Source organism: Heyndrickxia shackletonii (assembly GCF_001420715.1).
Taxonomy (GTDB): Bacteria; Bacillota; Bacilli; order Bacillales; family Bacillaceae_C; genus Margalitia; species Margalitia shackletonii.
This window is the reverse complement of record NZ_LJJC01000004.1, coordinates 1,488,136-1,501,906: the sequence shown is the minus strand read 5'-3', so window position 1 is coordinate 1,501,906 and position 13,771 is coordinate 1,488,136. Positions and strand designations below refer to the sequence as shown.

The following is a 13,771-nucleotide window of genomic DNA, read 5'->3' as shown; positions in this document are numbered from 1 at the left end:
TTGAACAAGCTTCATCTTTGCGTTACCGTTTTTCTTGCATTACTTTGATTTCGGGCACGATTCTCTCCTTATCGTTACCGTTTTCCTTTCCTTAACCTGATTTCGAGCACGATTCTCGATTAAGTCCATATAATTGTGTAAAAAGAATAGGTCATCATCATGACCCGTGTTACAATGTTTTCGACCAAGAAACCATTTACGGAGGACATGATGATGACCCAAATAAATATTACTATAAATTTAGAAGATCTCAAAGAAAAAATTGAAAAAAGCTCACTTGAATCACCCGTAAAAGCCTCTTTGACATTAATTTTAAATTCTTTGATGGAGAAAGAAAGAGACGAATATATCAATGCTCTTTCCCATGAAAGAACAGAAGAACGTAGAGGGTATCGAAATGGTTATTATGAGCGTGAATTAATGACTGGTGCGGGCTCACTTACGTTAAAAGTTCCTCGAACTAGAGACGGTGAATTTTCTACGACTATCTTTGAAAAGTTTAAACGCTGCGATCAAGCATTAATTCTATCCATGATTGAAATGGTAGTAAATGGTGTTTCCACACGTAAAGTGACTAAAATTGTAGAAGAATTATGTGGGAAAAGTGTGTCTAAATCACTTGTTTCTAACCTAATTAAAACATTGGACCCTGCAATTAATGAATGGAGAAACCGACCACTAAACGTAAGTTATTACCCATATATTTACGTTGATGCCATGTACATTAAGGTTCGCGAAAACAAACAAGTCGTTTCAAAGAGTGTCCACATTGCTGTTGGAGTGACCGAAGGTGGCCATAGAGAAATCATTGGCCTAAAAATTAACCATACGGAGTCCACAGAAAGCTGGTCTTTCTTCTTTGAGTATTTAAAATCCAGAGGACTTCAATCTCCTAAAATGGTTATTTCAGATGCTCATAGTGGCTTAGTTTCATCTATTAAAGAGACATTTTTAGGTACTTCATGGCAACGCTGTACGGTCCATTTCATAAGAAACCTCCTGGATTCGCTACCTAAAAAAGGAACAGCTGAAGCTAGGCAAGAGCTAAAATGTTTATTTAAAAACTCAGATATGGATGTTGTGAGAGATTTGAAAAATCGTTTTGTAGAAAAATATCAAGATACCAAAGGCTTTTCCAAAACCATAGACATCTTAGACAGTGGTTTTGAAGATGCAATCCAGTTTCTTGCACACCCGGTTGAGTATCATATAAGTTTACGTACAACCAACATGCTAGAACGATTAAACCAAGAGGTCCGTAGAAGAGAAAGAGTCATTCGTATTTTTACCAATGATCAGTCTGCCATAAGGATTATTGGCTCAGTATTGATGGATATTAATGAAGAATGGACGTCAAAGGATTACCCATATTTAAAAAAATCAAAAGATAATTAACTCTATCATACAGAGTGTAAAAGCCTAATTTCGAATTGACTTTGAGCCTCCAGTAGGCATGATAAAAAGCCAGGAAGCCAGGAGTTTACAACACCTGGCTTACCCTCCAGGCTATCATGCCCACCCCTCAAAGTAAATTCGAAATAATATAGTTCATTACACAAGTTGAATTAACTCGAAAATATTGTTAACACTTTTACACAATTAAATGGACTTGACTCGATTCTCTCCTTATCGTTACCGTTTTCCTTGCCTTACTTTGATTTCGGGCACGATTCTCTCCCTATTGTTACCATTTCCCTTGCCTTTCCTTCATTTCGGGCACGATTCTCTCCTTATCGTTACCGTTTTCCTTGCCTTACTTTGATTTCGGGCACGATTCTCTCCCTATTGTTACCATTTCCCTTGCCTTTCCTTCATTTCGGGCACGATTCTCTCCTTATCGTTACCGTTTTCCTTGCATAATTTATTTGATAATATATTATGTTTTCAAAAAGAAAGCCCACACCGAAATGGTGCGGGCTTTCTTTCATTTAATTAGTCTTCCATTGTTGACAAATCACCAACAGGTAAATCAAGTTCCCAAGCTTTCAATACACGGCGCATTATTTTACCGCTTCTTGTTTTCGGAAGTTTGTCACGGAACTCTATTTCTCTTGGTGCTGCATGGGCAGCAAAGCCTTTTTTAACAAATTGGCGAATATCTTCTTTTAGTTCATCTGATTCTTCATAGCCATCCATTAATGCTACGAAAGCTTTGATGATTTCACCACGCACAGGGTCAGGTTTACCGATGACTCCTGCCTCTGCAACAGCTGGATGCTCTAATAATTTACTTTCCACTTCAAATGGACCTACTCGTTCACCTGCAGTCATAATAACATCATCCACACGGCCTTGGAACCAGAAGTATCCATCCTCATCCATATAGGCGGAATCTCCTGATACATACCAGCCATTAGGGAAGAAATAGGAATCATATTTTGCTTGATTGTTCCAAATAGTATGCATCATAGATGGCCAGCCGCGTTTAATAGCTAGATTCCCCATTCGATTCGGAGGAAGAACATTTCCTTGATCATCCACAATCGCGGCTTCCACACCTGGAATCGGTTTTCCCATGGAACCTGGTTTAATTTCCATGCTTGGGTAGTTGCAAATTAAATGTGCTCCTGTTTCTGTCATCCACCATGTATCATGGATTCGATGATTAAACACCTTACGTCCCCAGCGAATTACTTCCGGATTAAGCGGTTCACCTACACTTAAAATATGACGCAGAGTGGAAAGATTATATTTCTTAATAACTTCATCTCCTGCACCCATTAACATTCGGAAGGAAGTAGGCGCACTGTACCAAACAGTTACACCAAATTCTTCAATTGTTTTATACCATGCATCAGGACTAAAACGGCCTCCGATAATTACATTGGATGTACCTGTTAACCATGGGCCAAACATTCCATATGAGGTTCCCGTTACCCAGCCTGGATCTGCTGTACACCAATAGATATCCTCTTCTTGTAAATCTAACACCCATTTAGCAGTTTGATAGTGTTGGATCATTGCATTATGGACATGAAGGACGCCTTTTGGTTTACCAGTAGAACCGGAAGTATAGTGAAGAATTAAACCATCATTTCTGTCAACCCATTCAATATCTAAACTTGACGGTGCATCTTCCAAATGTTTTAGAAAGTCTACATATTTTCCATCTTCCTCTACATCTGTTCCGACGATAAAGATGGTTTTTAAAGCCGGCAATTGGTCAACAGGAACACGGTATAATAAATCTGGTGTGGTAACTAGTACCTTTGCCTCACTATCTTCTAAACGGTCTTTAACAGCACCCTCCATAAATGCTTCAAACAACGGACCAACAATAGCGCCTAGTTTAATAGCACCTAGTGCTGCAAAATAAAATTCAGGTGATCTAGGCATAAAAATAAATACTCTATCACCTTTTTCAACATCCCCATATGATTTTAAAACGTTTCCTGCCTTATTTGTTAATTCTTTTAATTCCTTGAATGTATACTTTTCTTTTCTTGAATCATTGCGGTAATATAGTGCTATTTTATTTTTGCGAAACGATTCGGCATGACGGTCTATCGCTTCATAAGCCATATTTACCTTACCTGTCTCAGACCATGAAAAAGACTTCTCTGTTTCCTTCCAATCAAAGGTTTTGTAAGTTTCTTCATAGTCTTGAAGATTATAGTTTCCTTTAATTGCTGGTAACGCTTCCACTTTCATGATTACAACCCCTTTACCAAGATAAGAAAGTTCAATATTCAAGGCTTTATCATTAAATTATATTATGTTAACCATTTCCCTTGAACATTCTTTAAATAATTTTCACACAATTATTATAATATAAAGTTTTTAAAATCTCAATTTTTTTAGGGTTTTCGGCCACTGTTAACATGGTATAATAGAAACGGTTTACCAGAATGAAAACGCTTAACTTCAAGAAAATGTTGGTTTATTTTTTATATAATTAAGATAATTATGTATAATATTAATATCTATGTGACAGGTGGAGAACTGGATGGAGCACAGAAAAACGTATAATGCGATGGAACTGAAAACAGCACACGGAAATCTAATCATTGAAGGGCCGATTCCTTCCAAACAGCTTGCTAGCTTGGAATTCCATAAAGATTTAGTCGCTTTTCGCCCCCCTGCCCTGCAGCACAAAGCGCTAATTGAAATTGCCGATTTGCCTGAAGGCAGAATTATTATTGCTAAGGATCACGAAACCATTGTCGGCTATGTTACTTATCTTCATCCTGACCCATTAGAACGTTGGTCCGAGGGAAATATGAGTAATTTAATAGAATTAGGGGCAATTGAAGTAATTCCTAAGTATAGAGGGGCATCCGTTGGAAAAAGCTTATTAAAAGTTTCGATGATGGACGATTATATGGAAAATTATATTATTATCACAACCGAGTACTATTGGCATTGGGATTTAAAAGGAACAGGACTCAATGTTTGGGAATATCGAAAGGTAATGGAAAAAATGATGAAAACAGGCGGGTTAGAATGGTTTGCAACAGATGATCCGGAAATATGCTCACATCCTGCTAATTGTTTAATGGTGAAAATAGGTAGAAACGTTGACCAAGATTCCATTCAGCAATTTGACCGTATTAGATTTAAGAATAGATTCATGTATTAATAGTATAACTAAAAACTATCCGGGAGTTTAATGATGACTAAAGATGCTGTATTTATTTATTCAAATGAACTTCTTTCTTATCGTTTTTCTAATAACCATCCTTTCAACCAGATGCGCATCAAATTAACATTAGATTTATTAAAAGAAATGAAGGCGATTACCAGTACGGATATTGTGGCACCACGAGTCGCTACCGATGAAGAACTTTCTTTAAATCATGAGCCGTCCTACATAAATGCTGTAAAAAATGCCGGAAATAATCAATTAACGCTTGAACTGGCCGAAAGCTTTGGGTTAGGGACAGAGGATACCCCTATATTTGCCAATATGCATCACGCTAGCGCTTTATCAGTAGGGGGAACTTTAACTGCTGTTGATGAGGTAATGTCTGGCAATTATTTACACGCCCTTCATTTAGGAGGCGGACTCCATCATGGATTTCGCGGGAAGGCGTCAGGATTTTGTGTCTATAACGATTGTTCTGTTGCACTTAAATACTTACAAGAAAAATATAATGCTAGAGTCTTATATATAGATACAGATGCCCATCACGGGGACGGTGTCCAATGGTCGTTTTATGACGATGAGAATATTTGCACCATCTCCATCCATGAAACTGGCCGGTACTTATTTCCAGGTACCGGTAACGTGAACGAATGGGGAACAGGAAAGGGATATGGATATTCCTTTAATATCCCGCTCGATGCTTTTACGGAAGATGAGTCCTGGTTAGAGTGCTATATTGCTGCAGTAAAAGAAATTGCCGAGTATTTTAAGCCAGATATTATCTTAACTCAAAATGGAGCAGATGCTCATTATTTCGATCCACTAACCCATTTATCCGCAACGATGAATATATATCGTGAAATACCGAAGCTTGCGCATGAGCTTGCACATAAGTATTGCAGTGGTAAATGGATTGCAGTCGGAGGAGGCGGTTACGACATCTGGCGGGTCGTTCCAAGAGCCTGGTCTCTTTTATGGCTTGAAATGACAAATAACACGAACATCGGACGTACACTTCCAAAAGCTTGGTTAGAAAAGTGGCAGCCAAAAGCACGCGTTTCATTAGTGTCAACATGGGATGATCCTGAAAACATGTATGAACCAATTCCTAGAAAAAAAGAAATTACTGAAAAAAATAGACAAACACTTGAAAAAGCACTGCATATGCTGAAAACGAATCGAGTAGGAGGAGGTGACTAACCCCCGACCTCTCACACCACCGTACGTACGGTTCCGTATACGGCGGTTCCATTTATGTCTGACGTAGTTGAGAATATCTCACATAAAGACTCTTCAGCCCTCGCATCTCCCAATAGGAGTTTGTGAGGGTTTTCTGTAGGATTGGGCTTCTGGCTATTCTCCAATATTTCTTTCTAGAGTTTCCCCATTCGTATGCCTTCTCTTTTGGAATCCCTAATCCAATGAGTTTTCTTACTTTGGTTTTTGGTTTCTTCCATTCTTTCCATTGGCACATTCTGAGACGCCTTCTAATCCATTCGTCTAATTCTTTGAAAATAGTGGGTGTATCTGCTAATGCATAATATCCGCACCAGCCAATCAAATATTGATTCAGCTTCTCTATTCTATAATCCATTGGAATTGGTTTTGACCTTGAAGTTAATTCTCGTATCCGTTTCTTGACACGTTGAATACTTTGGTTTGACATCCGCACCTTCGGTTTCTTATGAAATGTGAAGCTAAAACCTAAAAACTTTCTTTTCCAAGGTCTGTCTACAGCTGACTTTTCTCGATTCACCTTTAGTTTTAGAGTAAATTCAATGAAAGTAGTAATCGAGTCCATTACTCGCTCTCCGGCTCTTCTCGATTTTACGTAGATATTACAATCATCTGCGTATCGGACAAACTTGTGCCCTCTCTTTTCTAACTCTTTGTCTAGTTCATCTAGAACGATATTGGAGAGTAAAGGACTTAATGGTCCACCTTGGGGCGTACCCTCCTCGGATTTCGTTATGACTCCATTAATCATAATGCCAGACTGTAGATACTTCCGAATTAGTGATAGGAGCGTTCTGTCTTGAATCCTTTTGGATAGAGTCCGCATTAATCTATCATGATTGACTTTATCAAAGAATTTCTCCAAGTCCATGTCGACTACCCATCGGTATCCCTCTTCGATATATTTCTTCGCTTGTCTAACACCGTCATGACCTCGTTTGTTTGGTCGAAAACCATAGCTCTGTGTTGAAAAAGTCGGGTCGAAGATAGGGGTTAAAATCTGAGTAATCGCCTGTTGGATGAAACGGTCTGTCACGGTTGGGATACCTAATAACCTTACTCCACCGTTCGGTTTTGGGATTTCAACCCGACGGACAGGAGAAGGTTGATAAGTACCCTCCATTAAGGATGTTTTAAGTGTATCCCACGTTTCGAGAATATGTCTTCGTAGGTCTTTTACGGACATATTGTCTACTCCATGACTTCCTTTGTTCTTTTCTACTCGCTTTAATGCCAGTAAAAGATTTTCCCGTGACAGCATTCGTTCCATTAACATTGAGATTTATCCTTTCTACGTGAACAATACATTCTCATTAAGTGGGTTCTTTACTAAGCCCTCCCGAAGTCCCCCATGGAATTCACCATTTCTTCCTTTCAGGTAGGTTCCGTAAGAATTTTCTGCTTTCATACATAAAGAACCGTTTGCCGAGTGTTTGTTCTCCTAAAATGGTTCAGTCCTTCCTTGATTCTCTCGAGCAAACCAAGTACTACGACTTCGGCTGACTTCTGATTGTTCAGCTATCCATTACTAGATAGGTTACCAAGTGTACTTGGCGTATCAACCAGACCTCCCCGGGTAAGAGTGCAATCTTTCCTTCCATCTATCTGCTTCATTTACTTTGTATCACCTTCGGCAGAAAGGACTTTGTTTTGTATTGCAAACTCATCCAATGATACCTAGCCTTGTATGAAGTTCGTGTTCCTCAGACCGGAAGTTTGCCGCTCGCTTCCTTCAGATTCCGCGTCACCACGGACACCCTTGCGTTAAGCTAACTGCTACTTCTGCCTTCACAGTTCGGGACTTTCACCCTAGAGACTACACCCATGCCGGGCGCACAATAAAAAACAAGACCTTTTAGGTCTTGTTTTAACGGTTTATTTAAATACATTAATCTCGTTTAATGGCCAAAAACGAATCTTCACTTTTCCCACTACCGATTTCATAGGAACAAATCCAAATATCCGACTATCCTTACTTATTTTTCTGTTATCCCCTAGCACGAATAAATAACCTTTTGGAACTACTTTTGCGTTCGTCGGCGGGTCTTGCAAAGAAAAATCTCCCGTCAGCTTTTGCATTGGCGGTAAAGCAGATTTATATTGTTTCAAATATGGTTCATCGTATTTTTTTCCGTTGATATACAGTTCATCATTCTTCATTTCTACCTTGTCTCCAGGCAGTCCGATAACTCTTTTCACATAATCCTCATCTGCATCTGGAGCATGAAAGACAATCTCATCAAATCGCTCAATTTTACTTAATTTACTAACAATAATTCTATTACCATCTTGAAGATTCGGCATCATGGATTGTCCCACCACGACGGATGGCACAAAAATAAAATATCTGCAAACAAAAACAATGATTGCTGCAAATAATATTGATTTAATCCATGAATATACTTCCTTTTTTGTGTTTTTTTCCATTTAATTACCATCCTTTTAGAATTCATGCAAACATCAAAAAGTAATATACTTACAACTATATATACGTGAATTTACTCATATAATAACAGGTTAACAGAAATATGTATATGTATCAAATGGTAAAAAAACAATAAGTATGATTCTTTTTTTTACTTGTTGTTGTTAAACTAGTTAATGCATGTATTTTCTAGTTCCATAACAATTTTTATTTCAATAGAAAATAAAAGGGTTTTCCAGAAGCGGTAGAATGTAATTACTTCTGGGAACCCTTTCTTTAGAGATAAGAAAGTATTGATTTTTTATAACAAAAATTAATTATCAAGTACAGACGCTTTCTTATTCTTTTGTTGAACTGCGATGTTCAATTCTATGTGGCAAAATAACAATATTTTCGGTTACTTTCTCTTTGTTCATATATTTTGTTAAAAGTCTCATTGCAACTGCTCCAATATCATACAATGGCTGAACTACTGATGTAAGCTGTGGACGAACCATTAAAGCTAATCTGGTATTATCGGAAGTGATAACCTCCAACTGCTCAGGGATGACGATACCATCATCCTGCGCCCCATGTACAACTCCGAGTGCCATTTCGTCATTTCCGGCAAAAATAGCTGTTGGCTTTGATTGTTGTTCACTTAATTTTTGCCATGCTTCAATACCGGAATCATAGGTATAATCACCTTCAATAACAAGTTCTTCATTATAAGGAATGCCTGCATTTTGAAGTGCCTCTTTATACCCCTCAAGCTTTAATTCCTTGTTAATAGGATCATGTAATGGACCTATTAAAAGAGCTATGTTTTTATGCCCTCTATTAATAAATTCAGTAATGGCATCATACGCAGACTGCTTATAATCAATATTTACAGATGGAATCTTATTGAACGGTTCAATGGAACCTGCCAATACAATTGGGACAGGTGAGCGTTCAAATTCCACAACATGTTCTTCTGTTATATTTCCGCCCATAAACACGATACCGTCTACTTGTTTTCCAAGCATCGTATTGAGTAAATGCAGTTCCTTTTCTTTATTTTGATCGGAGTTGCTTAAGATAATATTATATTTATACATGGTTGCAATATCTTCTATACCGCGAGCCAGTTCTGCAAAAAAGATATTAGATATATCCGGTATAATAACTCCAACTGTTGTTGTTTTCTTACTTGCTAATCCACGGGCTACCGCGTTAGGACGGTATCCAAGTCTTTCGATTACTTCCATTACTTTTTTTCTAGTTGCCGGTTTTACGTTAGGATTTCCATTCACAACCCTTGAAACGGTTGCCATTGAAACATTTGCTTCTCTTGCAACATCGTATATCGTAATATTCATTTTTTTCTTCACTCCAATTTTACAACTTCTATATTCTATTTTTATTAGTATTTTCCATTTCTCTTATTTTTACCAAAAAAGTATGTATGAAAAAACTAAGCTTAGAATAATCATACGACACAAGTGCCTATACTGCAACGAATTACACAATTTTGACAAACTCAAGCTAGTATTTATAATTTTTTAAAAAGGAAAAACCCTCGGATATCCGGGGGTTATACTCTTACTGGTTGTGAAGCTAGCAACTCTTGATAAAATTTATCAAATTGTTGTATGTCCATTTGCTGTGCCGCATCAGAAAGGGCAACCGCTGGATCAGGATGAACCTCTGCCATTACACCATCCGCTCCAATTGCCAACGCTGCTTTTGCCGCCGGCAGAAGCAAATCTCTTCTTCCGGTAGAATGAGTCACATCAACAAAAACAGGCAGATGTGTTTCTTGTTTTAAAATCGGCACTGCTGTTATGTCTAATGTATTTCGTGTTGCTCTTTCATAAGTACGTATACCGCGTTCGCAAAGAATAATTTGCCCGTTCCCTTGCGACATAATATATTCAGCTGCATTGATAAACTCATCTATGGTTGCAGCAAGTCCTCTTTTTAATAATACTGGTTTATTGATTGCACCTGCAGCTTTAAGCAATTCGAAATTTTGCATGTTTCGAGCCCCTATTTGGATCACATCAATGTATTCCACAGCCTTTTCGATATCTGTTGGGGTTACGATTTCACTGATCACAGCCAAATCAAATTCATCTGCTATTTGCTTTAAAATTTTTAACCCTTCAAGTCCTAAACCTTGGAAATCATATGGTGAAGTACGTGGTTTATATGCCCCTCCCCTTAATAGCTTAAGACCTTTTGCCCTAACCGCTTTCGCCACTTCGGCAACTTGCTCATAAGATTCAACCGCACACGGGCCAAAAACAAAATGCGGCTTTCCGTCCCCAATCGTTTCTCCCTTTAATGTAACAATTGTATTTTCTGGCTGTTTTTTACGTGAAACCAACAATGCTTTTTGATGATTCTCTTGTTGAAGATCTAATCCGGCTTTAAAAATTTCTTTAAAAATATGTTCAACGGTCGCATTTTCAAATGGACCATCATTATATTCTTTAATAATATTCAACATATCTCGTTCACGAACCGGATCGAAGCGATTTACACCTTGAGTTTCTTTAACTCGTCCAATTTCCTGAACTAATCGTCCTCTTTCATTAATTAACTCTAATAGTCTTAAATTTACATCTTCCACCTGTTTACGTAAATCATTAAGCTCTTGATTTCCCACTTCCTACACCCTTTCTTTTCATCACACGATATTAGCAAATTCATATAGAAAATTGCCTTGTGAAGCTTTTTACAATTGTCATTTTGCTAGGAGATCTTGTAACCCCTCCCCTTTTGTTTGTATCTAAAATGTCACATCGAGACAATTTTCAATTTTGTTTAAAAAATTCGGTCTATATGTTACATTTTAGATAGAAAAAACATTAACCATAAACATATATTAGGAATCATTATAATCCATTGTTGTAAAAATGTCACTAAAAATTTCTTTAACAATTAAACGCTTTTAAGTATTAAAGTGCTTTTTGAATTCTATATAAGAAGGTGTATCATCTTGGACGAAAAAAAGAAGATATTTGCATTAGACATTGGTACACGTTCAGTGGTTGGAATTATTTTAGAAGAAGAAAACAAACAATACAATGTCTCCGATATATTTGTAAAAGAACATGTTGAAAGGGCTATGTTAGACGGACAAATTCATGATGTCGTAGCCGTTTCCAAAATCATTAAAGAAGTTAAAGAAGAAATGGAAAAAAAACACGGACCTTTAACAAAAGTTTGTGTAGCTGCTGCCGGCCGTGCTTTAAAAACAGAAAAGGCAAGTGTGTCTGTATCAATTAAAGGAAAGCGGGTAATAACAAAGGAAGATGTTTTGCATCTTGAATTAAGTGCCGTACAACATGCACAAGCAATAGCTGCAGAAAAAAATTCAATAGAAAAAAGCAAAAATTATTATTGTGTTGGCTATTCTGTTTTCCAGTACCAATTAGATGGCGAAGAGATTGGTAATCTTATAGACCAGCAAGGTGATGAAGCTTCTGTTGAAATTATCGCTACTTTCCTTCCAAGGGTTGTCGTAGAGTCTTTGATAGCTGCCCTTCATCGTGCAGAACTGGAAATGGATGCACTGACTCTGGAACCAATTGCAGCTATTAATGTACTCATTCCATCATCTATGAGGCGACTAAATGTCGCGTTGGTAGATATTGGCGCAGGTACTTCCGATATTGCTTTAACGGAATTAGGAACGGTTACCGCATACGGTATGGTGCCAATAGCTGGGGACGAAATTACAGAAGCAATTAGCGATCAATTACTTCTTGATTTTCCTCTTGCCGAAAAAGCAAAAAGGGACCTCTTAGAAAATGAATCCATTATTGTGCAAGATATATTAGGATTTGAAACAGCAATGGATAAAGCTAATGTCGTAAAACAAATAGAATACGCGATCGATCGCCTGGCAGATGCAATCTCGACCGAAATTTTGCAATTAAATAACGGAAAATCGCCAAAAGCTGTCATGCTTGTGGGAGGGGGAAGCCTTACCCCTGATTTGCCGAAAAAAATAGCCGAATGCCTGCAACTTCCTGAAAATCGTGTTGCGATTCGTGATTCTAGCGCCATTCAGGGCTTGCGCTTTTCTGAGAAAATCCCAATGGGACCGGAATTTATTACACCAATTGGAATTGCCATAGCAGCGGATCTTACTCCCGTTCATTATGTTACCGTCTACGTGAACGATCAGCCTGTCCGTTTATTCGAGGTAAAGCAGCTTACCATTGGGGACTGTTTATTAGCATCTGGCACAAAAGTGAGTTCATTACATGGAAAGCCTGGCATGGCCATTATTGTTCAAATAAATGGTCAACAAATTACATTACCTGGTGATCATGGACTTCCACCCATTATTAAAAAAAATGGTGTGGAATGCGGGTTGGATGAGCCTGTGCAAAATGGTGACGAAATAATTGCTGTAAAAGGAATGGATGGGCAATCACCACAAATCACGATCGGTCAGATGCTGGACGATATCCCATCTAAAGTTACATTTATTAACGGGAAAAAATATGAAATAACAACCTTAATTAAAATGAATGGTGAAATCGTGACTACGGATACATTACTGAAAGATCGAGATGAACTAGAGATTCATTTTCCTAATACAATTGAGGAGCTGCTGAAGACAACGAAGCAGGATAAGCTGCTTACTGATTTACAGCCATTTAGAATTCGGTTAAATGGCAAGGAAACATTCTTGCTTGCTTTTTCAAGTAAATTATTATTAAATGATAACCCTGCAAAGCTTTCACAGTCATTTCATGATAACGATCATGTTCAAGTAGTTTCCAGTAAACTTAGCACGATTAAACATCTTGCAGACATAAAAAACATACCACTCTACTATCAAATAAATGTTTTCTTTAATGGTAAAAAAATTACGATGAAGAAATCAAGAATAGAATGGTATAGAAATGAAGTAAAACTATCTGAATCAGATATACTTTCACACGGTGATGTGATTGAAATGAAAGAAATGGAGATGGAACCTTTTATATTCCAAGATTTATTCCGATATGTAGAAATCGATATACCGAAGGAGAGCTCAGGGAAATTTCATCTATTAAAAAATGGAGAAGAAACGACTTTCTACGAAACTGTCATAGACGGAGATAAATTAGAAATTGTATGGGACCCAGTATTTCGCTGAAATAAAAACCAGCAGAGGCTCTGCTGGTTTCTTTTCTATTAAAAAGCCTCTACTTCTTCGTTACGTTTTCCGTTATAATTTTGGACTTTTCTTTCACTGTTTCTGCTAAATTACTTCCTTTTTCCATCGTTAAATCACGCAATCGAGCGGATTTTTCCTTAGTTGCGGCGATAAGTTCAGTGCTTTTTTCAGAGGCAATCGTTTTAAGCTGATTACTTTTATTTTTCAAGGTATCCACTTGTCCTGTTAAATCACTGCGAATTTCTTTTCCTGATTTTGGAGTAAGTAATAATGCGGTAGCAGCACCAACTACACCTCCAATAATTGCACCTACTATAAAAGTCTTTGTATCTAATTTTTCACGAGCGTCGCTTCGATTCATTTCTGTTTTCTCCATTACTAT

10 protein-coding genes are annotated in these 13,771 nt (G+C 37.6%); 4 read left to right on the top strand and 6 right to left on the bottom strand.

Going from position 1 to position 13,771, the window contains the following annotated elements; all coding sequences use genetic code 11:
• Window positions 1–213: 213 nt before the first annotated feature.
• The gene (locus tag AN964_RS07105) at window positions 214–1,395 is read left to right on the top strand and encodes an IS256 family transposase (RefSeq protein ID WP_055738254.1); all 1,182 of its coding nucleotides are present in this window, start codon (window positions 214–216) and stop codon (window positions 1,393–1,395) included.
• Between the two features lie 537 nt (window positions 1,396–1,932).
• Here the strand turns inward: AN964_RS07105 and acsA are convergent.
• Entirely contained in the window at window positions 1,933–3,651 is a 1,719-nt protein-coding gene (gene acsA, locus AN964_RS07100; protein ID WP_055739009.1) for an acetate--CoA ligase, read from the bottom strand.
• Window positions 3,652–3,946: 295 nt separating this feature from the next.
• On the opposite strand from acsA, the gene AN964_RS07095 reads away from it, so the two are divergent.
• The gene (locus AN964_RS07095) at window positions 3,947–4,579 is read left to right on the top strand and encodes a GNAT family N-acetyltransferase (protein WP_055739008.1); all 633 of its coding nucleotides are present in this window, start codon (window positions 3,947–3,949) and stop codon (window positions 4,577–4,579) included.
• Window positions 4,580–4,612: 33 nt separating this feature from the next.
• Window positions 4,613–5,785 (top strand): acetoin utilization protein AcuC, encoded by a 1,173-nt coding sequence (locus tag AN964_RS07090; RefSeq protein WP_055739007.1) that lies wholly within the window; start codon window positions 4,613–4,615, stop codon window positions 5,783–5,785.
• Window positions 5,786–5,837: 52 nt separating this feature from the next.
• Here the strand turns inward: AN964_RS07090 and ltrA are convergent, their stop codons facing one another.
• The 4 genes from ltrA to AN964_RS07070 form a co-directional block, all read right to left on the bottom strand.
• Window positions 5,838–7,097, bottom strand: a complete 1,260-nt coding sequence (gene ltrA, locus AN964_RS07085) for a group II intron reverse transcriptase/maturase (RefSeq protein WP_055737770.1) — start codon at window positions 7,095–7,097, stop codon at window positions 5,838–5,840.
• 599 nt (window positions 7,098–7,696) lie between these two features.
• Entirely contained in the window at window positions 7,697–8,248 is a 552-nt protein-coding gene (gene lepB / locus AN964_RS07080) for a signal peptidase I (RefSeq protein ID WP_055739006.1), read from the bottom strand.
• Between the two features lie 336 nt (window positions 8,249–8,584).
• Window positions 8,585–9,586 (bottom strand): catabolite control protein A, encoded by a 1,002-nt coding sequence (gene ccpA / locus AN964_RS07075; RefSeq protein WP_055739005.1) that lies wholly within the window; start codon window positions 9,584–9,586, stop codon window positions 8,585–8,587.
• A gap of 215 nt (window positions 9,587–9,801) precedes the next feature.
• On the bottom strand, window positions 9,802–10,878 hold the full coding sequence (locus AN964_RS07070; protein ID WP_055739004.1) for a bifunctional 3-deoxy-7-phosphoheptulonate synthase/chorismate mutase: 1,077 nt from the start codon (window positions 10,876–10,878) through the stop codon (window positions 9,802–9,804).
• Between the two features lie 333 nt (window positions 10,879–11,211).
• On the opposite strand from AN964_RS07070, the gene AN964_RS07065 reads away from it, so the two are divergent.
• A complete protein-coding gene (locus tag AN964_RS07065) occupies window positions 11,212–13,368 on the top strand; it encodes a cell division protein FtsA (RefSeq protein ID WP_055739003.1) in 2,157 nt (718 codons plus the stop codon).
• Between the two features lie 49 nt (window positions 13,369–13,417).
• Here AN964_RS07065 and AN964_RS07060 read toward each other — a convergent pair whose 3' ends face one another.
• Window positions 13,418–13,765, bottom strand: coding sequence for a YtxH domain-containing protein (locus AN964_RS07060; protein WP_083489249.1), 348 nt, complete (start codon window positions 13,763–13,765; stop codon window positions 13,418–13,420).
• Window positions 13,766–13,771: the final 6 nt, after the last annotated feature.

Bases quoted from the DNA above. Each gene is read 5' to 3' on its own strand.
- lepB (WP_055739006.1), bottom strand. From the start codon at position 8,248: ATGGAAAAAAACACAAAAAAGGAAGTATATTCATGGATTAAATCAATA.
- ltrA (WP_055737770.1), bottom strand. From the start codon at position 7,097: ATGTTAATGGAACGAATGCTGTCACGGGAAAATCTTTTACTGGCATTA.
- AN964_RS07060 (WP_083489249.1), bottom strand. From the start codon at position 13,765: ATGGAGAAAACAGAAATGAATCGAAGCGACGCTCGTGAAAAATTAGAT.
- AN964_RS07090 (WP_055739007.1), top strand. From the start codon at position 4,613: ATGACTAAAGATGCTGTATTTATTTATTCAAATGAACTTCTTTCTTAT.
- acsA (WP_055739009.1), bottom strand. From the start codon at position 3,651: ATGAAAGTGGAAGCGTTACCAGCAATTAAAGGAAACTATAATCTTCAA.
- ccpA (WP_055739005.1), bottom strand. From the start codon at position 9,586: ATGAATATTACGATATACGATGTTGCAAGAGAAGCAAATGTTTCAATG.
- AN964_RS07095 (WP_055739008.1), top strand. From the start codon at position 3,947: ATGGAGCACAGAAAAACGTATAATGCGATGGAACTGAAAACAGCACAC.
- AN964_RS07105 (WP_055738254.1), top strand. From the start codon at position 214: ATGACCCAAATAAATATTACTATAAATTTAGAAGATCTCAAAGAAAAA.